18 protein-coding genes are annotated in these 20,456 nt (G+C 64.8%); 10 read left to right on the top strand and 8 right to left on the bottom strand.

What is annotated here, in order from left to right:
• Positions 1–414: 414 nt before the first annotated feature.
• From AC1DMY_RS18405 to rsgA, 4 genes are all read right to left on the bottom strand, one after another.
• The gene (locus AC1DMY_RS18405; RefSeq protein WP_477166318.1) at positions 415–2,706 is read right to left on the bottom strand and encodes an NADP-dependent malic enzyme; all 2,292 of its coding nucleotides are present in this window, start codon (positions 2,704–2,706) and stop codon (positions 415–417) included.
• Positions 2,707–2,945: 239 nt separating this feature from the next.
• Positions 2,946–4,220 (bottom strand): flavohemoglobin expression-modulating QEGLA motif protein, encoded by a 1,275-nt coding sequence (locus AC1DMY_RS18400; protein ID WP_477166317.1) that lies wholly within the window; start codon positions 4,218–4,220, stop codon positions 2,946–2,948.
• A complete protein-coding gene (locus AC1DMY_RS18395) occupies positions 4,217–4,699 on the bottom strand; it encodes a hypothetical protein (RefSeq protein ID WP_477166316.1) in 483 nt (160 codons plus the stop codon). Before AC1DMY_RS18395 ends, AC1DMY_RS18400 begins: the two co-directional genes overlap by 4 nt.
• Before the next feature lie 68 nt (positions 4,700–4,767).
• Positions 4,768–5,823, bottom strand: a complete 1,056-nt coding sequence (gene rsgA / locus AC1DMY_RS18390) for a ribosome small subunit-dependent GTPase A (RefSeq protein WP_477166315.1) — start codon at positions 5,821–5,823, stop codon at positions 4,768–4,770.
• 150 nt (positions 5,824–5,973) lie between these two features.
• On the opposite strand from rsgA, the gene AC1DMY_RS18385 reads away from it, so the two are divergent.
• The 7 genes from AC1DMY_RS18385 to AC1DMY_RS18355 all read left to right on the top strand — a co-directional run bounded on the left by AC1DMY_RS18385 (position 5,974) and on the right by AC1DMY_RS18355 (position 13,935).
• On the top strand, positions 5,974–7,218 hold the full coding sequence (locus AC1DMY_RS18385; RefSeq protein WP_477166314.1) for an aminotransferase class I/II-fold pyridoxal phosphate-dependent enzyme: 1,245 nt from the start codon (positions 5,974–5,976) through the stop codon (positions 7,216–7,218).
• Between the two features lie 6 nt (positions 7,219–7,224).
• Positions 7,225–7,821, top strand: a complete 597-nt coding sequence (locus AC1DMY_RS18380) for an SGNH/GDSL hydrolase family protein (RefSeq protein ID WP_477166313.1) — start codon at positions 7,225–7,227, stop codon at positions 7,819–7,821.
• A 278-nt stretch (positions 7,822–8,099) separates the two neighbouring features.
• Complete coding sequence (locus AC1DMY_RS18375; RefSeq protein WP_477166312.1) at positions 8,100–8,957, top strand: UDP-2,3-diacylglucosamine diphosphatase; 858 nt, start codon at positions 8,100–8,102, stop codon at positions 8,955–8,957.
• 215 nt (positions 8,958–9,172) lie between these two features.
• Positions 9,173–10,096, top strand: a complete 924-nt coding sequence (gene grxD, locus AC1DMY_RS18370; RefSeq protein ID WP_477166311.1) for a Grx4 family monothiol glutaredoxin — start codon at positions 9,173–9,175, stop codon at positions 10,094–10,096.
• Between the two features lie 152 nt (positions 10,097–10,248).
• Positions 10,249–10,914 (top strand): response regulator, encoded by a 666-nt coding sequence (locus tag AC1DMY_RS18365; RefSeq protein WP_121883356.1) that lies wholly within the window; start codon positions 10,249–10,251, stop codon positions 10,912–10,914.
• 141 nt (positions 10,915–11,055) lie between these two features.
• On the top strand, positions 11,056–12,456 hold the full coding sequence (locus tag AC1DMY_RS18360; RefSeq protein ID WP_477166310.1) for a sensor histidine kinase: 1,401 nt from the start codon (positions 11,056–11,058) through the stop codon (positions 12,454–12,456).
• 111 nt (positions 12,457–12,567) lie between these two features.
• On the top strand, positions 12,568–13,935 hold the full coding sequence (locus tag AC1DMY_RS18355; protein WP_477166309.1) for a glutamate--cysteine ligase: 1,368 nt from the start codon (positions 12,568–12,570) through the stop codon (positions 13,933–13,935).
• A gap of 65 nt (positions 13,936–14,000) precedes the next feature.
• On the opposite strand, the gene AC1DMY_RS18350 is transcribed toward AC1DMY_RS18355, so the two are convergent.
• Positions 14,001–14,417, bottom strand: a complete 417-nt coding sequence (locus tag AC1DMY_RS18350) for a hypothetical protein (RefSeq protein WP_477166308.1) — start codon at positions 14,415–14,417, stop codon at positions 14,001–14,003.
• Between the two features lie 206 nt (positions 14,418–14,623).
• On the opposite strand from AC1DMY_RS18350, the gene AC1DMY_RS18345 reads away from it, so the two are divergent.
• Together AC1DMY_RS18345 and AC1DMY_RS18340 are read left to right on the top strand one after the other, a co-directional pair.
• Positions 14,624–15,739 (top strand): sensor histidine kinase, encoded by a 1,116-nt coding sequence (locus tag AC1DMY_RS18345; RefSeq protein ID WP_477166307.1) that lies wholly within the window; start codon positions 14,624–14,626, stop codon positions 15,737–15,739.
• A complete protein-coding gene (locus AC1DMY_RS18340; RefSeq protein ID WP_477166306.1) occupies positions 15,736–16,524 on the top strand; it encodes a LytR/AlgR family response regulator transcription factor in 789 nt (262 codons plus the stop codon). Before AC1DMY_RS18345 ends, AC1DMY_RS18340 begins: the two co-directional genes overlap by 4 nt.
• Here AC1DMY_RS18340 and AC1DMY_RS18335 read toward each other — a convergent pair.
• Entirely contained in the window at positions 16,521–17,183 is a 663-nt protein-coding gene (locus AC1DMY_RS18335) for a hypothetical protein (protein ID WP_477166305.1), read from the bottom strand. The genes AC1DMY_RS18340 and AC1DMY_RS18335 overlap by 4 nt on opposite strands.
• Before the next feature lie 160 nt (positions 17,184–17,343).
• A complete protein-coding gene (locus AC1DMY_RS18330; RefSeq protein WP_477166304.1) occupies positions 17,344–18,153 on the bottom strand; it encodes a hypothetical protein in 810 nt (269 codons plus the stop codon).
• Positions 18,154–18,372: 219 nt separating this feature from the next.
• Between AC1DMY_RS18330 and AC1DMY_RS18325 the strand changes: the two genes are divergently transcribed.
• On the top strand, positions 18,373–19,359 hold the full coding sequence (locus AC1DMY_RS18325) for a hypothetical protein (RefSeq protein ID WP_477166303.1): 987 nt from the start codon (positions 18,373–18,375) through the stop codon (positions 19,357–19,359).
• A 104-nt stretch (positions 19,360–19,463) separates the two neighbouring features.
• Here AC1DMY_RS18325 and AC1DMY_RS18320 read toward each other — a convergent pair.
• Positions 19,464–20,456: M3 family metallopeptidase (locus AC1DMY_RS18320; protein WP_477166302.1), on the bottom strand; the 993-nt coding region annotated here is incomplete at its 5' end.

Here is a 20,456-nt window from a genome sequence, read left to right as displayed (position 1 = left end):
GTCGGCTGGTCGCGCACAAGGTGCGCTCCTACAAGGGAGCTGCCGGGCCGATAACGTCGGACGTTTGTCGGCTCTTGATGTTGCTCTCGGCCTTCGGGGCCCCCGTATGACGCGGCGGGCGAGCCAGGTCGCGATAACGCGACGATCGAAGACTGCCGAAACTGGATGACCAGCCATTCGGCTGTTGAGAAGCGCTTCCTGCCTTCGCAGGAATGACGGGCAGAAGCTACCTAAAGCGGGGCGACGCGTAGAAACGTTCCCGCGAGCACCCACCCCTCACCCCAACCCTCTCCCCGCCGGGGAGAGGGAGAAATCCGCGTACCCCATCGCAACTCGGACGAACCTAATCCACACAAGAAAAACGGGGCCCTCAAGGCCCCGTTCTCAATCACTCATTCGCAAGCGCGCAAAACCTCAGCTGCGCCGCTCAACCTGCGCCTGCCTAATCTGCGCATCCACCGCCGCAATCGCCGTCATATTCACCACCCGACGCGGCGTCGCCGCCGGCGTGAGGATATGTGCGGGCTTGTTGATACCCATCAGGATCGGGCCGATCGCCACGCCGTCCGTCATCACGCGCACCATGTTGTAGGTGATGTTGGCCGCATCGAGATTCGGCATCACGAACAGATTGGCGCGACCGGAAAGCGTGGTGTTGGGGAACATGCGCAAACGCAGCGCCTCGTCCCACGCCGTGTCCGCCTGCATCTCGCCGTCCATGTCGAGCTTGGGATTGCGATGCACCAGGATCTCGCGCACCTTGCGCATCTTGGCCGCGCTGGCGTTCTCGTGGCTGCCGAAATTCGAATGCGAGAGCAACGCGATCTTCGGCTCAATGCCGAACAGCTTCAGGCGATAGCTGGCCTGCAACGTCGCTTCGGCAATCTGCTCGGCAGTCGGATCGCACTGCACATGCGTGTCGAGGAAGAACCACGCGCCCTGATCGTTGATCACGCCGGTCATCGCCGAGGTGCACGACACGCCCGGGTCGAGACCGAACACGCTGCGCATATAGCCAAGCTTCTTGTGGAAGCGACCGACCAGGCCACAGATCATCGCGTCGGCTTCGCCGCGCTCGACCATGATCGAGGCGATGAGGGTGGGACGCGAGCGCAGCAGGTTCTTCGCCGCTGCCGGCGACACGCCGCGACGCTCGGTGAGCGCGTGGTACTGCTGCCAGTACTCGTTGAAGCGCGGATCGTCATCGATATTGGTGAGCTCGAAATCCACGCCCTGGCGCATGCGCAGGCCCAGGCGCTCGATGCGCGTCTCGATCACGCTCGGACGACCGATCAGGATCGGGAACGCCAGGCGCTCGTCGATCACCGTCTGCACTGCGCGCAATACCGTCTCTTCCTCACCCTCGGCGTAGACCACGCGCTTGAGATCAGCGCGCGCGCGCTCGTACACCGGCTTCATCAGCAGGCCGGTGCGATAGATGAATTGGCCGAGCTTTTCCTTGTACGCCTCCATGTCCACGATGGGACGCGTGGCCACGCCCGAATCCATCGCGGCCTGCGCCACCGCCGGCGCCAGCATCACCAGCAGGCGCGGGTCGAACGGACGCGGAATCAGGTACTCGGGGCCGAAGGTCGGTACGTCGCCGCCGTAAGCGCTGGCCAGATCACCGGCTTCCATGCGGGCCAGCTCGGCGATGGCGCGCACGCAGGCGGTCTTCATCGATTCGTTGATGACGGTGGCGCCCACGTCGAGTGCGCCGCGGAAGATGTACGGGAAGCACAGCGCGTTGTTGACCTGGTTCGGATAGTCCGAACGGCCAGTCGCGATGATGCAGTCCGGGCGCACCATCTTGGCGTCTTCCGGCGAAATCTCCGGATTGGGATTGGCCAGCGCCAGGATGATCGGCCGCGCATTCATGGTGGCGACCATTTCCGGACGCAGGATGCCGCCCGCCGAGAGGCCGAGGAAGATGTCGGTACCCGCAACGATATCGGCCAGCGTGCGCTTGTCAGTGTCGCGCGCATAGCGCTGCTTGTCCGGGTCCATCTGGTCGCGGCCGGTGTACAGCACACCTTCGCGATCGAACGCGAGAATGTTCTCGGGTTTGAGGCCCAGCGCCACCAGCATGTCCAGGCAGGCGATGCCCGCGGCGCCTACGCCGGTGGTGGCGAGCTTGACGTCCCGGATCTTCTTGCCGACCACTTCCAGCGCGTTGACGATGGCCGCGCCCACGATGATCGCGGTGCCGTGCTGGTCGTCGTGGAACACCGGGATCTTCATGCGCTCGCGCAGCTTGCGCTCGACGATGAAGCACTCCGGCGCCTTGATGTCTTCGAGATTGATGCCGCCGAAGGTGGGCTCGAGCGAGGCGATGATGTCGACCAGCTTGTCCGGGTCGCGCTCGTTGATCTCGAGGTCGAACACGTCGATGCCGGCGAACTTCTGGAACAGCACGCCCTTGCCTTCCATCACCGGCTTGCCGGCGAGCGGACCGATGTCGCCCAGGCCCAGCACCGCGGTGCCGTTGGTGATCACGGCGACGAGGTTGCCGCGCGCCGTCATTTCGCTGGCAGCGTTGGGATCCTCGACGATGGCTTCGCAGGCATAGGCAACGCCGGGCGAGTAAGCGAGCGCGAGATCGCGCTGCGTGACCATCGGCTTGGTCGCGCTCACCTTGATCTTGCCGGGGCGCGGAAGGCGGTGGTACTCGAGAGCGGCGAGGCGCAGTTCTTCGGTAAGGGCCATGGGATAGGAATCGAGTGATGGGGAGTCGGGTGCCGCGAGGCGGCATTGTCGAATGGTATCACCGCCGGCCACCCTTCCCCGACGATGCGCTGCAGCATGGTGACGTTATGGTTCACACAACTGGTATGCAGTCGACTACCGGGCTGTTGTGGGAGCGCACCCTGTGCGCGACAAGCCAACGGAGCGATACATCCACGCGTGGCATGTCGCGCACAGGGTGCGCTCCCACAGGAGGTCAGTTACAGACTCAGCGAAAGCGCCTCAGCCTGCACCTTGCCCATGTGTATGCGATTGACGAACAACGAGAATGCCAGCTTGCCCGCGAGTCCATGCGCATGCTGCATCCAAGGCGGCAGCCAGCGCGGTGCGGCAATCACGCCCGATTCGAAATACGGTTGCAGGCTGATAACATCGTGCAGCGCCAGCTTGCCCGCAAAAAGATGCCGCAGCATATCCATGCGACGTTGCTTCAGTGCCCAGCGAAAGAACGTGTGCACGGTGAGCAGGCCGGACAGATAGACGTTGTCCTTGGCGAAGGCAGCGCCCCCGGTGAGCGGCACGCCGCGGAACACGCGCTGGGCGGAGTGGAAACTGTCCGCAGGGTTTTGCCCGCACTCGCAAAAGAAGCGGTACACCTCGACGAAATCCGCCCCGCTCAAGGCCATGTCGATGGCCAGGATGCGCAAGCTGATGCGTTTGAGGCGCGAGATATCGATGGCGCCGGACATCAGCTCGGCAAACACCGCCAGCCCTTCCTGCGTCGCCGTGACGCGCGGCGAGGTGCGGCCGAACGATGCCAGCAGCGGCTGCGCACGGCCGTTGAGCGCCGTGAGCGAATGCACCAGCGCTTCATGCGCCAGCAATTGATGCCGGTCGTAGTCGGTAAAGCGCGTGCCGCCGCGAAGCCGGATGCGGGTGGCGCCGGCCGCCGCTTTGGCGGTCAGCTCCGGGTCCACTTCCACGGAAATCAGCGGCGCGCCGAAGAACTCGTCCAGCGTCTTGCTGAGGTCGGCGCGCAGATCCTCGGCGGAAATGGCCACCAGCACGTCATCGGCGATCAGATCCGAACCGAGCTCGTCGGCGAGCTCCACGAAATAACGCGCCGCATCCAGGTTGCTGCGATCGCTGCCGGAAATCAGGTCGCCGGGGCGGCCGTACAGGACGATGGAGGGCGCGGTGACTTGGTCGGTGCCCACCGCCTCGAGCATCTCGGCGGCAATGCGCCACGACTCCGCCGTGCGGGACAGGTACTCGCCCAGGGGATCGTCATAGCCCGCTTCGCGCTCGATCGCGGCCAGTTCGGCACGCTCGGCGGATAGGTCGGGCACGACGTATTGCACCTCAGGCAGCGTGTACTGGCCCCTGGCGTAGGCTGCGATCATGCGGTCTTCCAGCGAGGCCGGCCACGCCACCGTGGACAGGATGCGGATGCCCCTCACTGCCGCCAGCAGGCGCTGGTCGAGGTCGGCGTAGCGTTGGAGGTCCCGCGAAGTCGCGGTGCCATGGCTGTTCATGCCGGCCTCCGGTGACGCAAGGTATCGATGCGCTGGATCAGCTCAGAGGCGATCGGGCTGGGCTTGAATGCGGAAAGCAAACTGGTGCGCCCGATCGGCATGAAGCTGATGTCCTTGCCGAAGACCGGCGACGTCTCACGCAGCGACAAGGTGATGCGTGGCGGGCTCACCATCACCGTGGCATTGACGTTGGTCACGTTGGCCAGCGGCACATGCGCTTGCTCGCCCTTGTTCCTGACTAGCAGCTGGTCGCCTTCGAGCCACACTTCATCGACCAGGCCAAACAGCAGCCATTTGAACAGCGCGTAGCCGAACAAGGCCATGATCAGCGGCCCGGGCAGCGCCGCCAGCATCTTCATGTTGTGCGTGACCAGGGCGCTGCCAGCCCAAACCACCGTCCACAGCGCCAGGAAGCCAAACCAGAACGCGGGAAACACCCGCTTGAAAAAGAACGTCGAACGCGACGACAGCCGCTGCATGCCCGCTTCCCCAACCAAGACGGTTCGATAGTAGTGCACCCGCCGCGCCACGACAGCGCTGCGTTCCACTAATCACGGTCGCGCGAGTGCCGATTCGTATGTGGCTTGGTCGCCGGGCGGCCGCCGCGCTGGCGGCGCAGCTTGGCCTCCAGCGTGGTCGCCTGCTCTTCGCGTTCGTCGCGCAATTTCAAGTAGTTGCGCCAGCGTTCGGCCGACAGGTCGCCGCTGTCGAGCGCCGCCTGTACCGCACAGCCGGGCTCGCTGCCGTGGCCGCAGTCGGCGAAGCGGCACTGCTCGGCCAACTGCTCGATGTCGGCGAACAGATCCAGGTTTTCCTCGCCAGTGAGCTTGAGCTCGCGCATGCCGGGTGTGTCGATCAAGCAGCCGCCGCTGGGCAGCTGCAACAGCGCGCGATAGGTCGTCGTGTGCCGGCCACGGCTGTCGTGGCCGCGCACCGCGCTGGTGGCCATGCGCTCGCTGCCCAGCAGCGTATTGGTGAGGGTGGACTTGCCGGCACCAGACGAACCCACCAGCACAGCGCTGTCACCGAGTTGCAAATACGGCAGCAGCAGGTCGATGCTGGCCGGGTCCTTGCCGTTGATGGCGTGGACGGGGGTGCCCTGGGGCAAGCGCTCGCGCAAGGCGGCAAGCAAGTCGGCGGCATCGTCACGCGTATCGAGCTTGCTCAGCAGCACGACGGGCTGTGCGCCCGAACCTTCGGTAAGCGACAGATAGCGCTCGATGCGGGCCGGATTGAAGTCACCATCCAGCCCGGTCAGCACCAGCACGTAGTCGATGTTGGTGGCGATGATCTGGCGTTCGTAACGCTCGCCGGCGGCGGCACGGGAAAGCACGGTACGGCGCGGCTGCACTTCCACGATGTGCGGCGGCTTGCCGGATTCGATTTCCACGAAGTCGCCCACCGACGGACGATCGGACGGATCCAGGCTGCGCTTGAGGAAATGGCCGGCCGGCTGGGCACCAAACAGGTGCTCGCCGTCGTGCAATTCGTAGCCGGCGCGGTGCTGCGCCACTACGCGGGCCAACTGCCTGCCTTCGGCTGGCAGGGTGTCCCCACGCCAGCCGATCCGGCGCAGTCGCTCGATGGTTTCGGGATGCGTCATGGGGGGCCATTATGCCTTGCCCGATGGCTTGCCCGGAAAATGCCCGAAATGCCTTGATTTTTGGCTCCCCAACCGCGCCGGGACGCTGTTAGCATGCAATTGCGGTCAGGTTCTTGCGCCGCAACAACACCAAGACGAAGGACGCTTGCGTTGGCCTCGATCAAACCCAGTGCGCACCTGGCGGACGTGCGCTATGAAATCCGTGGCGCGCTCACCCGGCGATCCCGTGAGCTGGAGGCGGCTGGCCTGCCGATCATCAAGCTCAACATCGGCAATCCCGGTCGCTACGGCTTTGAAACACCAGCCCATCTGCGCGAGGCGATTGCCCGTCATCTGCATGACAGCGAAGCCTACGGACACGAACAAGGCCTGGAAGAAGCGCGCGACGCTATTGCCGCCCAGCAGCGCCATCGCGGCGCGCGCGGCGTGGAAGTGGAGCGCATCTTCGTCGGCAACGGCGTGAGCGAACTGATCGACCTGAGCCTGCGCGCCCTGCTGGCTCCCGGCGACGAGGTGCTGCTGCCCAGCCCGGATTACCCGCTGTGGAGCGCCGCCACCATCCTCAACGACGGCAAGCCGCGCTATTACCGCTGCCTGGCGGAAAACGGCCACCTGCCCGATCCGGCTGAGGTCGAAGCGCTGATCACGCCGCGGACCCGCGCCCTGGTGCTGATCAACCCGAACAATCCCACCGGCGCCGTGTATCCGCGCGAGCTGCTGGAACGCATGGTCGACATCGCCGCCAGGCATCGCCTGCTGCTGCTCTGCGATGAGATCTACGACGAAATCCTGTACGACGGCACCGTCTTCCAGCCCTTGGCCGAAGTGGCCGGCGACGTGCCCTGCGTCAGCTTTGGCGGACTCAGCAAAGTGCATCGCGCCTGCGGTTACCGCGTGGGTTGGATGAGCCTGTCCGGCGATCCCGCCCGCACGGCGGACTATCGCGACGCCCTGCAATTGCTCGCCGCGCTGCGCCTGTGCGCCAACGTGACCGCGCAGTGGGCCGTGCGTCCCGCGCTGGAAACCGCGCCGACCATCAACGCACTCACGGCGCCAGGCGGCCGCCTGCATGAGGCGCGTCGCGCCGTGCTGGAGGGCATCGCTGCCAGCGAGTTCCTCGACCTGGTGTCGCCGGCCGGCGCGTTGTACGCATTCCCGCGCGTGCGCGCCGATCGCCTCGCCGACTTCGACGACAACGCGTTCGCGCTGCGCCTGCTGGAAGAAGAATCCGTGCTGGTAGTGCCGGGCAGCAGCTTCAACGTGCCGCACAGCCGACACCTGCGCCTGACGCTGCTGCCGCAGCCGGAGCAGTTGCGCGAGGTGTTCGTGCGCATGGAGCGCGTGCTGGCGGGTATGGCGGCCACGCAGAAGCCGCGCACGGCCGCGATCGCCTGACGCCCGATGCGTTATCTCGCCCTGGGTGATTCCTACTCGATCGGCGAAGGCGTGCCCGAAGCGGGCCGCTGGCCGGTGCAGTTGGCGGTGCGCCTGCGCCGCGAGGGCGTGGCGCTGGAGGACCCCTCCATCGTCGCCACTACCGGCTGGACGACGGACGAGCTCTCGGCCGCGATGGACGCGACGCGCTTTGCGCCACCCTATGAGCTGGTCAGTCTGCTGATCGGCGTGAACAACCAGTACCGTGGACGCAGCGCCGACGAGTATCGCGACGAATTCCGCCGCCTGTTCGAGCGTGCGGTGGAGCTTGCCGGCAGGCGCAGCGAGCGCGTGCTGGTGCTGTCGATTCCGGACTGGGGCGTCACGCCGTTTGCGCATGGCAGTGGCCGCGACGTGCTGCGCATCGCCAGCGAATTGGATGTCTATAACGCGATTGGCCGCGAGGAAACCGAACGGCGCGGCGCGCATTTCGTGGATATCACCGGCATCTCGCGCCAGCATCCCGCCTTGCTTGCTGACGATGGATTGCATCCGTCGGCGGCGCAGTATGCGTTGTGGACCGAGGCGGCCGTGCCAACTGCAGTAGCGATGTTGTCCGCCTGAACCCTTGACCATCACCTGTGGGAGCGCACCCTGCGCGCGACCGGTGACGCGGCTGGGATCGCTGTTGGAGCAGCGCCACATCGCACAATTCAGCACCGAGGCGACCCTTCGCTCCGCGGTCGCGCACAGGGTGCGCTCCCACAATGTGACCACGGGGGTCAGGAGCAGCAACGGTTCTGGCGCATTGCGGACGGAAACCACACTGCAACCTCACCGCCATCGTGCGGTGACGTAACCGCGGCACTCTGAGATCCCGGTAACCACCGGGAGAGACTGCCATGGCGACCTTTCACTGCCGCAGCGCCTTCATCTCCGACGTGCACTTGGGCACGCCAGACTGCAAGGCCCGCTATCTGCTCGATTTCCTGCGCAAATTGCGTTGCGAAAAGCTTTACCTGGTCGGCGACATCATCGACATGGAAGCGCTGGCACGCCGTACCTGGTGGCATGCCGACCACGGCGCGGTAATCGCCGAGGTGCTGGATCTGGCGCGCCGCGGCGTCGAGGTCGTCTATATCCCCGGCAACCACGACGCCCCGATGCGCGGCCTGGCCGGCCAACAGTTTGGCGGCGTGAAGATCGAGCTGGATGCCGTGCATGAAGGCGCCGACGGCCGCCGCTACCGCGTCAGCCACGGCGACGAATTCGATCCGGAGCAAGTCGGGCGCACATGGATGGTGCACCTGGGGGAAGTGATGCATCGCTTTATCTGCTGGACCAATCGCCGGGTCCACGCGATGCGCCGCCGCCTGGAACTGCCCTACCTGCCGCTGTCGATCATCGTGAAATCGCATATCGGCAAGGCGCTGGCCTATATCCGTGCCTATGAGGAGCGCGTGGCCAGCGACGCCCGCGAACGCGGCTTCGACGGCCATATCTGCGGCCACATCCATTTCGGCCACGTGCGCGAGATGGACGGCGTGCTGTATCTGAACGACGGCGACTGGGTTGAGCACTGCACGGTGCTGGTGGAAGACCACACGGGCGCGATGGAACTGATCCACTGGAGCGAGCAGTACGCGCCGTTGGGTCGCGCCAGCCGAGAGCTGGTGCTGCCCTCGCCGGCCGCGGCGCTGGCGCTGGCGCCGCTGACACGGGCGAAGCTGGATCTGGCGGCGTTGCGGCCGGCGGCTTGAGACAACCTCTCCACCCCGTCATTCCAGCGAAAGCTGGAATCCAGCGCCTTTCGCCCTACTCGAAAATCAAAGGCACTAGATTCCAGCTTTCGCTGGAATGACGGTGTCGTTGGGGGTTGTCGCTAGCTTTGTGTCGAGCCCCCTTGCATCCCCAAAATCCGCCGGCATATCCACAGGCGCTACAATTTGCCCTCTTTGCCGGAGCCACCGCCCCCATGTCCCTCGACAGCGCCACCCGCGAACGTATTGAATCCCTGCTGCAGAACCACCGCGTGGTGCTGTTCATGAAGGGCACCCGCCAGCAGCCGATGTGCGGTTTCTCCTCGGCGGCCACCAACACGCTCAACGAGCTGTTGCCCGACTACCACACGGTGAACGTGCTGGAAGACCCGGAAATCCGCGAGGGCATCAAGGCTTACGGCGACTGGCCGACGATTCCGCAGCTGTATGTGGGTGGCGAACTGGTCGGCGGCGCCGACATCATTCGCCAGATGTACGCCAGCGGCGAGCTGCACCAGCTGTTCGGCGCCACCGCCCCGGATCGCACGCCGCCTGAGATCACCATTACCGACAAGGCTGCCGAAGCCATCCGTCAGGGCACGGCCAACGCCCAGGGCCTGGCCCTGCATCTGGAGATCGGTCCGGACCACAGCGCCGGCTTCCAGTTGGCACCCGGCAGCGAGCACGACATCGTGGTCTCCTCCAATGGCATCGAAGTGCACTTTGACCCCGGCAGCGCCCAGCGCGCCAAGGGCATCGTGATCGATTGGGTGTCCACCGTGCAGGGCGAAGGCCTGAGCCTGAAATTCCCGGGCGCACAGGAGATCGGCACGCTCACCGTGCAGCAGCTCAAGGAGCGCCTGGCTGCCGGCGACATCACCCTGGTGGACGTGCGTCCGGCCCACGGCCGTGCGGCTGCCGCGCCGCTGGCGCAGGCCCGCATCCTGGAAGAGGAGGGTTACGACGCCCTGGCCAACCTCCCCAAGGATGCCCCGATCGCCTTTATCTGCCACCACGGCGTGTCCAGCCGCGGCGTGGCCGAGCGCTTTGCCGCGCACGGCTTCACCAAGGTCTACAACGTCGAAGGCGGCATGGATGCGTGGGCGCAGCAGATCGATCCCACCGTGCCGCGCTACTGAGCGGCTGGCTCCGGACCTCTCGGCTAACCAAAGCGCCCGCCTCCGGTGGGCGCTTTTTGTTTGCGCCGCCTTCGGCCATTGGAAGGTTCCGACGACGGCGAACTGAAAGGCGTGCCTGTTAGCATATTGCGACCACCTCACTTTCGTGCCCTATGCGCATTCTGCTCGTCGAAGATGATTCGCTCGTATCCGACGCCATATCCCGTGGCCTGATCGGGTCTGGTTATGTAGTCGACGCAGTGGGCGACGCCGAATCGGTGACGTCCCGCCTGGCCGATACCCATTACGACCTGGCCATCGTGGACCTGGGCTTGCCGGGCGAGGACGGCCTGTCGCTGGTGCGGCGCCTGCGTCGCGGCGGCAGCTCGCTGCCGCTGCTGATCGTCACCGCCCGCGACGGCCTGGACGACCGCATCAATGCACTGGACCTGGGCGCGGACGACTACCTGGTCAAGCCGTTTGCCCTGCCGGAACTGGCCGCCCGCTGCCGCGCCCTGATCCGTCGCGCCACCGCCGCTGCCGCCAACGAGATCGTGATCGGCGGCCTGCGCATCGACCTGGCCGGTCGCCGGGCGCTCAACGAAAAGGGTGAAGCGCTCGAACTCACCCGCCGCGAGTGGTCGATCCTGGAGTGTCTGGCGCATCACAGCGGCCGCGTGGTGAGCAAGGAGCGCCTCACCCAGGCCATCACCGGCTGGAGCGAAGACATCTCCGGCAACGCCATCGAAGTGCACGTATCGCGCCTGCGCAGCAAGCTGGGCAGCTCAGCCACGGTGCGCGGTATTCGCGGCCTGGGCTACCGGCTCGAAGACGCCTGAGTGCCCCCGAGGTTCTGATCCAGCCGCTGCGGATGGCATGATGCCGGGCAGGTGTGCGGGGAAAGGAGGAGGTGTATCGCCCGAAACAGGCGGCTTCCACGACCCCTGCACTTTCTCGACATCACCCGTAGGGCCGGTTCGGTGACACCCAATTTCAAGCAAACAGAGCAGGCCAGCCGCCCCACCAGCGTGCACCGGCGACTGCTCAGCTATCTGCTCGCGCCGCTGCTGTTGCTGCTGGTGGCGGGTGTGGCAGTCGACCACCATGTGATCGTCAGCCCGATCCACAACGCCTTCGATCATTCGCTGTCGCGCTCGGCGCTGGCGATCGTCGCGCGCATTCATCCGGGCACGGGTGGCAAGCTCGACGTGGCGCTGCCCTCGCACCCGCCGCCGCCGCTGCGCGCGATGCCCGATGAGCACTTCTTCTATCGCGTAAGCCTGCCCGACGGCACCACCATCGCCGGTTCGCCGGAACTGCCGGTGGCGCCGGACAGCCAGTCCGACGATGGTTTCAGCTACGCCAACATCACCTTCCGCGACGAAGGCTTTCGCCTGGCCAGCTATCGCACCAGCGAAACCGGCGAGCCGCTGGTGGTCACCGTGGCCGAAACCCCGGCACGCCGCGACCGCGCCGTGCATCGCCTGGACGTGGCCTTCCTGATCAACGACACCTTGCAGATGGCGGCCGTGCTGATCATCGCCCTGGTCGGCATCCGCATCGCCCTGCGACCACTGCAGCGGCTGAGCCGGCAGATTGCCGGGCGTCCGGCGGTGGCATTGAACCAATTGCCGACCGATGGCGTGCCCACCGAAGTCTTGCCGCTGGTGGTCTCTCTGAATTCCTTGCTCGGGCGTGTGCGCGATTCGGTGCTTTCGCAGCAGCACTTCCTGGCCAATGCCGCGCACCAGCTGCGCACGCCGCTGACCGGACTGAAGGCCCAGCTCGAAGTGCTGACCCGCGAAACAGCCGACACGCCACTGCAGGAACGCATCAAGTTGCTGCAGGGTGGCGTGGATCGCCTCGCCCACACGGCCAACCAGTTGCTGACGCTGGCGCGTGCCGAGCCTTCAGCCCATCGCGCCAGTCATTTCACCGCGGTCGACCTGCCGCGGCTGATCGGCGAAGTGATCGACAGCTCGCTGGATCGCGCCCTTGCCCGCGGCATCGACCTGGGTGCCGACAGCCAGCCGGTGCAGGTCACCGGGGTGTACTGGCTGCTGCATGAAGTACTCAACAACTTGATCGATAACGCCATCCGCCACACGCCGGTCGGCGGCAACATCACCATCCGCTGCGGCGTGGAGCATGGCCGTCCATTCCTGGAGGTGGACGACAGCGGTGTCGGCATCGCCCCGGAGGAGCGGCAGAAGGTCCGCGAGCGCTTCTACCGGAGCGCAGGCAGCAGTGCCGATGGCTGCGGCCTGGGCCTGGCCATCGTGGACGAAGTGTCACGTGTGCATGGCGCCCAATTGAGTATCCTCGATGGGTCTTCCGGGCGGGGGGCACGGATGCGCATCGACTTCCCTGCCGTCGCCTGAGGACGCGCTGATCCTGGTCAGGGCGCCCTAATTTCAAAAGTTCGGAAAATCGGCACTTTGAATTAGGATGCGTCACCCCCACCGTGGTGGCACCCCCGTAAGGAGTTCCCCGTGTCCATACCCAGTGCCGTCAAGAGCACGCCCATCGGCAGCCGTCAGCAACTCACCGACTACCTGGCTGCGGGTGAAAAACCGCGTGATGCCTGGCGCATCGGTACGGAGCACGAGAAATTCGGCTTCCTCACCGACACCCTGCGCCCGCCCACCTTCGATGGTGACCGCGGCATCCGCGTCCTGCTGGAAACCCTGGCCACCCGCTACGGCTGGGACGTGGCGCGCGAAGGCGACAACCCGGTGGCCCTGTCGCGCGACAAGGCGTCGATCACACTGGAGCCGGCCGGTCAGCTGGAGCTTTCCGGCGCCCCGCTGGAGACCATCCACGACACCTGCAGCGAGGTCAATTCGCACCTCAAGGAAGTCCGCTCGATCGCCGAAGACCTGGGCATCGGCTTCCTCGGCATGGGCTTCCAGCCCAAGTGGCGCCGCGACGAAATGCCGTGGATGCCCAAGGGCCGCTACAAGATCATGCGCGAGTACATGCCCAAGGTCGGCAACCTCGGCCTGGACATGATGACGCGCACCTGCACCGTGCAGGTGAACCTGGATTTCGCCAGCGAAGCGGACATGGTGCGCAAGTTCCGCACCAGTCTTGCGCTGCAGCCGATTGCCACCGCGCTGTTCGCCGACTCGCCGTTCACCGAGGGACGTCCAAACGGCTACCTCTCCTACCGTTCGCACGTATGGGAAGACACCGATCCCCATCGCACCGGCATGCTCGACTTCGTGTTCCAGGACGGCTTTGGCTACGAGCGCTACGTCGACTACATGCTCGATGTGCCGATGTACTTCAGCTACCAGAACGGCCAGTACATCGACCTTTCCGGCCAGGACTTCAAGCGTTTCATGGCCGGTGAACTGCCTGCCGTGCCGGGCGTGCACGCAACGATGAAAGACTGGGCGGATCACCTCACGACCGCGTTCCCGGAAGTGCGCCTGAAGCAGTACCTGGAAATGCGCGGCGCCGACGGTGGCCCGTGGAACCGGCTGTGCGCCCTGCCCGCGCTGTGGGTTGGCTTGCTTTACGACGACGAAGCACTCGACGCCGCCTGGGATCTGGTCAAGGACTTCAGCCGCGAGGAACGCCACGCACTGCGCGACGGCGTGCCGCGCCAGGCCTTGAAGCTGCCGTTCCGTTCGCACAGCGTGCGCGAGCTGGCTGCGGAAACGCTGAAGATCGCCTCGCACGGCCTCAAGCGGCGTGCGCGCCTCAACAAGAGCGGTGCGGACGAAAGCATCTTCCTGGAGCCGATGATCGAGATCGTCGAAGCGAACCAGACGCCGGCCGAGCGCAAGCTCGAGCTGTTCAATGGCGCGTGGAACGGCAGCGTCGATCCGGTGTTCCGCGAATTCGCTTATTGAGCAACGTGCGACCCGAATGATGAAAAGCCCCGCCTAAGTGCGGGGCTTTTTTGTTGACGCAACCGTCAGGGCGATCCCGCCACCTGGATGTCTTCGCTCTTGAGAGGCATCGAACGACCTGTGCGCGTACTTCCCACCGCAAGCCGCAGGCCATCGTTGCGGCACACGTCCAGATTCCGATAGAGGAGGCTGCGGTCGCCGCGAAAGGTCACGCGCACATCGCGGCGGCACGCGCCAGGCGGCACATCCACCATGATGGACGCCTGACCGCCAGGCAGCGGTCGCGCCAGCGTGATGTTGTGAAAGTCGGCACTCCCGCTGGGAGCGATGGCCAGCGCAGTCACACCATCGAAGGTGGCGTTGACGATGCGCAGCGGACGCCTCGACTCAGGTTGTGCACCCGCGGGTGTTGCACACGCGGTCAAGCTGACGAGCATGGCGCCGACTAACAACAAGGGTGCGACAAGACGGGGGGCATGCATGGCTGCTACTCCGGCAGGAATGGGGCGTTCGCCATCCAGGTGCGCGTGACGAACGACCGCATCGGACGCCTTTGCGGCCGTTTCGTGGAAGCGATCCGGGACGAATCGTCGTTACGCAATGACGAATCGTAGTGATTGCCCGCCGCGCTTCTCTCCGTGGATTCAGACGCCTAAGATGGTTCCACGATCCATTCGGATACACGGCGATGAAGGTGCGGCTCGGCAACGCGACCATGGGCCTGTGGCGCTATCTCGGCCTCTGGACGGCCGTGGCTGCCGTATTCGGCGCGCAGGAACTGCTGCGCGACATCGTCGATGATCATCACATCTGGTCGCTGTGGGATTACATCCGCTGGGGCATGGTGCAGTGGTATACCTGGGCCGCGCTGGCGCCCTGGGTGTTCCGCCTGGCCGAGCGCTACCCGATTCGTGCGCCGCTGCGCCTGCGCGGCCTGGGCAAACAGGCGCCATTGAGCCTGGGCGTCACCATGCTGGCGATGGTGATCGGCGCCCTCGTTTCCACCCTTTTCGAACCCAGCGGCTTTACGCAGCAGTTGTGGTACTTCGTTGGCCAGCACTTCGCCACCGGGCTGCTCACCTATTGGGCGCTGTTCGCGATCCAGCAGGCGATGGCTTTCCATGCCGAGAAATCCCGCCGCGAACTTGAAGCGAGCAGGCTCAGCGCGGAATTGGCGCAATCACGGCTGCGCGCACTCAAGTCCCAATTGCAGCCGCACTTTCTCTTCAACACGCTGCATGCGATCGCCACCTTGCTCGATGAAGATGCGCTGTCCGCCGAAGACATGCTGCTGCGCCTGAGCGATCTGCTGCGCGCCTTTCTGGAAGACTACGACGGTCAGGAGATCAGCCTGCGACGCGAGCTGGTGCTGCTCGATCTCTACCTCGGCATCCAGCGCACGCGCTTCAAGGACAGGCTCACCACGCAGATCTACGTGAGCCCGGACACCTTGCACTGCGCGGTGCCCAGCCTGATCCTGCAACCCATCGTGGAGAACGCGATCCGCCATGGCATCGGCGAGCGCATCGGCGTGGACTGCGTCGAGATCGAAGCCCGCCGCGATGGCGACAGCCTGTGCATCGATGTGCGCAATCGAAACAGCACGCTGGAGACAGGCGCCTCGTCCACATCGGGGCACGGCATCGGCTTGTCCAACACCGCGCTGCGCCTGCGCGAGCTTTACGGCGACGACGCCCATGTGCGCCTGGAAATGATCTGGCCGCAGGGCGTGATCTGCCGCTTGCGCCTGCCGTTTCGCGAGATCGAGGAACCGGACGAGTCGCCCGAGGTGGCGACCGCATGAGCATCGCCACGCTCGTGGTGGATGACGAGCCGATTGCGCGGCGCGCCATCGTGCGTCTATTGAAAGACGACCCCGAGATCGCTTTGCTGGCCGAATGCGGCGACGGCGCGTCTGCCGTGCAAGCCATCCGCCAGCACGCACCCGACCTGGTGTTCCTCGACATGCAGATGCCGGCCCTCGCCGGACTGGACGTGGTCGCAGCCATCGGCGTCGCGCAGATGCCGGCCACGGTGTTCGTGACGGCTTATGAGCAGTACGCCGTGCGCGCGTTCGAGGCCAATGCCGTCGACTACCTGGTGAAGCCCTTCAGCCGCGAGCGCTTCGCCCAGACCCTGCTGCGCGTCAAGCAGCGGCTCGCCGCCCGCGGCACGCAGGGCGAACCGTCGCTTGAGCGGATCATGCAGGCGCTCGACACGCTCAAGCAGCGCGACAGTTATCTGCAACGACTGCCCGTGCGCATCGACGAGCACATCAGCTTTGTCGACGTGGACGACATCGTATGGATCAAGGCCAGCGGCAACACGGTGTTGTTGCACTTGACCGACCGCGTCCATGAAATGCGCGAAACGATGACGTCACTCGCGGCGCGGCTCGATCCCCGCCACTTCGCCCGCGTGCATCGCTCGGCCATCATCAATACGCGCCGTGTTCAAGCCATCCACCCGTGGTTCAACGGCCACCACGTGGTCACCATGGATACTGGCCAGAAGCTGCGCATGAGCCGATACCAACACGAAGCGTTTCTGCGGCTGGTGTCGACCCGCGACCTCCGTCCAGACGACTAGACGCCTCCATGGTGGGCATGATCGTCGTTGTCGAAGCTGGCGTGGCCACCCATGCCACCGCCCATGCCGCCACCGGCGCCTTTGCCGCCCCCCTCGCCTTTGGCCTCACCCTTGGCGCGTGTTCCGGCTACGCGCGTCGGCCCCTGCTTCGGAATCACCAGGGCCGCCGGCACCGGTTCGAGATCGAGCACCTTGCGGATGAAATCGCGCAGGGACACCACCAGTTCGGCGGTGTGTGTGGGACGCCCCTGCGAGAGTTCGGTGGCAGCGCGCGCGGCCAGTGCCACCCGTTCCTCGGTACCGAGCAGGATGATGTCGGACAAGGCCGCCTCCACCGCATCGCGCATGCGGCGCGAACGATCGGAACGCTGCGCGGCTGTGCCAGGCGACTCGCCTTCCGCCGAAACTCCTGCCTGGCGCAAGTCGCGCAGATGGGTCGGATCCACCGCAAGGTTGCCGGTAAACGAACCACCCAGCGTCTTGTAGGCGGCGATCAGCGTGCGCAACCGTTCGTTGATCTGGCGATTCTCGCGCTCACGCCGCTTCTGCACGGTATGCATGGCCAGCAGCCGCACGCCGACCATGATCAGCGTGATCAGCGCCAGCCCGACCACGGTCGACAACACGGCATGCCAGGAACTGAAATCCAGGTTACGCATGGGCTAGCTCCGCAACGGCTCGTCGATGAGCTCGATTCACGGAAGGCTTATGACGGCCCGGGCGTGACAGCGGCGTCTGTCTTCGGTCACGTGGCTCAAGTTTTGCGACGTCCAGTCAACCTGAGCGAGGCAGTCAGCCACGCGGGGCGCTTGGCATGCCCTACTGCACAGGCCCAGGCAAGGCCATCGTCTTTACCGGATGCGAGAGCGTCAATTCGGGCACGTAGTAGTAGCCATGCCACGGTTGCTTGTCACCGTCAGGAAATAGTACGACCTTCACTCCGCCCTTCTCCGGCATGGCGACGAATGGATGCGCGGCACAATCAGGCGCACACCACCACACCGTGCCGCCACCTGCCTGCGCATTCAAAGAGAGCACGCTCAGGCCCGCGTTCGCCACATTGCGCGCAAATGGCTCTGAATCCTGTCCCTGCATGCGGATCATCCGTGCGTGCGCATTCCCGATGAGGACGAGCGCGCGCGAGGCCCCGAGCGACTTCATGGATTGAACCAGGAGTGACGCGCCATCAACGTCTATCGGCTGTCGAGCCAACGCCACGACACGCAATGACCCACCCGATTGCGCGGAGAGCTCGATCAGGCGATGAACGAGATCCTGCATCGCGGCGCTATGTCGACCGTCTCTGAATTCCTCCCAAAACACATCCGAACTTGCGTGCGCCCAAACGGCTTCTGGTGGCTGCGCGCCTATGCCATCGAAGTACGCGTTGAACGACTCGGGCAATTCCAGGCCAATCACGCCACGCTTGCCTCCCAGCTGTTGCGCGAACAGGCAAGCGGCTTGCGCAAACACAGCCGGCGACTGCACGGTGCCGTGCATATCGCCGATGACCACCACCTGCGCATGACGCGTGGCTTCGAAGCCCTGCAGTGGCGGGCACGCGCGTGGGGGCGCTGAACGCGCATGCAGCGTTTGTCCCGAAAATCCGAACCAAAGAGCGGCGAGCAACAGTAGGTGAAGTAGACGTGGCATCAGGCGTCCTCATTCCATGATTGATGTGGCTAAGCTTCCGTGCCCCCGATATCGGGCGCAACGTGTGACGAACGACATGGCGCCCCGCTCGCATGACTTCAAGCACGTTCTTCGGCCAGATCGCGAGCGCAAGAATGACCCGGCGACGGAAGTGCGTCAGCAGCTCGTTCCATTCCTGACAGAAGGATCGGTGAGATGAAGCGTGTAGTCGGCGTACTGTGCGCGGCCTGTTGCATCACCGGCCTAGTGGCCGACGCTTCTGCGCAAACCACTGCTCCCGACGCACCGCAGGTGTTCGCACCCGGGGTGGTATCAGGTCCTGCCAACGAAGATTCCGCAGCATTCACGCCAGACGGCAACACCGTATTCTTCGATCGCATCCATTGGCCAAACGCAGCCATCATGGTGTCGCATCGCGTCAACGGGAGCTGGAGTGCGCCGACCGTGGCGCCCTTCTCCGGACAGTGGCTGGACCACGATCCGGCGATGTCCCCGGATGGTTCGTTTCTGATCTTCTCCTCCAACCGCCCCGATGCCGAAGGTGGCAAGCCGCTCGATGCGGTAATGGCAAGTGGCAAGGTGCAACCGGGTTCGGGCGGTCATTTGTGGCGCGTAGAGCGCAAGGGCAACGGCTGGGGAATGCCGGTGCGCCTGCCGGATGCGGTGAACAGCAGCTCGCGCACCTATGCGCCCAGCGTGGTGGCGGATGGCAGCGTGTATTTCCAGCGTCCCGCGGACGATGACGATTTCCGCTTGTTCCGTTCTCAATACCGCAACGGCACCTACTTGCCGCCCGTGCCGGTGATGCTCGGCGAAGCATCGGCGCACAAACTCGATCCCGCCGTCGCGCCCGACGAATCGTTCATCGTGTTCGATGCCAACTTCACCGGCAAGGACGATCCGGACCGGCTGTACATCGCGTTCCGCAAAGGCGACGGCTGGAGCAAACCGGTCGACCTTGGCAAAGAGATCAACGTAAAAAGCCCGTGGGGCTCGCACCTCGGCCCAGACCATCGCACGCTCTACTTCAGCAGCACGCGTTCGATCCCCGTGCACTATCCGCGCAGCCCGCAGCAGGCGCAGGACGACATCGCCCGCATGCAATGGGACAACGGCAACGACAACATCTGGTCGGTGTCGCTGGCGCCGTGGCTGGATGCACATCGCGCCAGCGGCGGCTGATCGGATCAAAGGCCAGCCGCGACTCGCTGTCCCGGTGTTCGTTGCATACGCACAAAAAAAGGGCCGGCATAGCCGGCCCTTTCTGCGTCAGCGAGAAGCAGACATCACTTCTTCTGCGGCGCTTCCTTCAGACCACGGTTGAGCAGCATCGGCTCGATGCTCGGGTCCTTGCCGCGCCAGTTCTTGTAGAGCGTGGCCAGATCCTGCGTGTTGCCCTGCGAGAGGATCATCGCGCGGAAGCGGTCACCGTTCTCGCGGGTCATGCCGCCCTTGTCGACAAAGCCCTGGAAGGCGTCGTCGGCCAGCATTTCGGTCCACAGGTAGGCGTAATAACCAGCGGCATAGCCGTTGCCCCAGATGTGCTGGAAGTAGCTGGAGCGGTAGCGCGGCGGCACGTAGCTCAGGTTGATCTTGGCCTTGGTCAGCGCGTCCATCTCGAACTTGTCCGGATCCTGCTTGGGCGCATCGGCGCTCAGGCTGTGCCAGCTCATGTCGAGCAGGGCGGCGCCGACCAGTTCGGTCATGTCGTAGCCCTTGTTGAAGGTCTTGGCCTTCTTGATCTTCTCGACCAGTTCCTGCGGCATCGGTTCGCCGGTCTTATAGTTCTTCGCGTAGTTGGCGAAGATCTTCGGATCGGTGGCCCAGTGCTCGTTGAACTGCGACGGGAATTCCACGAAGTCGCGCGCGGTGTTGGCGCCGGACAGGCTCGGATACTGCGTGTTGGCGAAGATGCCATGCAGGCCGTGGCCGAACTCGTGGAACATGGTGATCACGTCGTCCGACGACAGCAGCGCCGGCTGGCCCGGTGCGGGCTTGGTGAAGTTGGCGACGTTGAAGATGACCGGCTTGGTGCCCAACAGCTTGGACTGGTCGACCAAGTTGCTCATCCAGGCGCCGCCGTTCTTGTTGTCGCGCTTGTAGTAGTCGCAATAGAACAGCGCCATCGAGGTGCCGTCCTTGTCGAACACTTCGAACACGCGCACGTCAGGCTGCCAGACGGGGATGTCCTTGCGCTCCTTGAAGGTCAGGCCGTAGAGCTGGTTGGCGGCGTAGAACACGCCATTTTGCAGCACGTTGTCCAGCTCGAAGTACGGCTT

It is taken from the genome of Dyella sp. 01L423 (assembly GCF_056399945.1).
The sequence above is the reverse complement of the archived record's forward strand: the minus strand, read 5'-3'. Positions and strand labels throughout refer to the sequence as shown.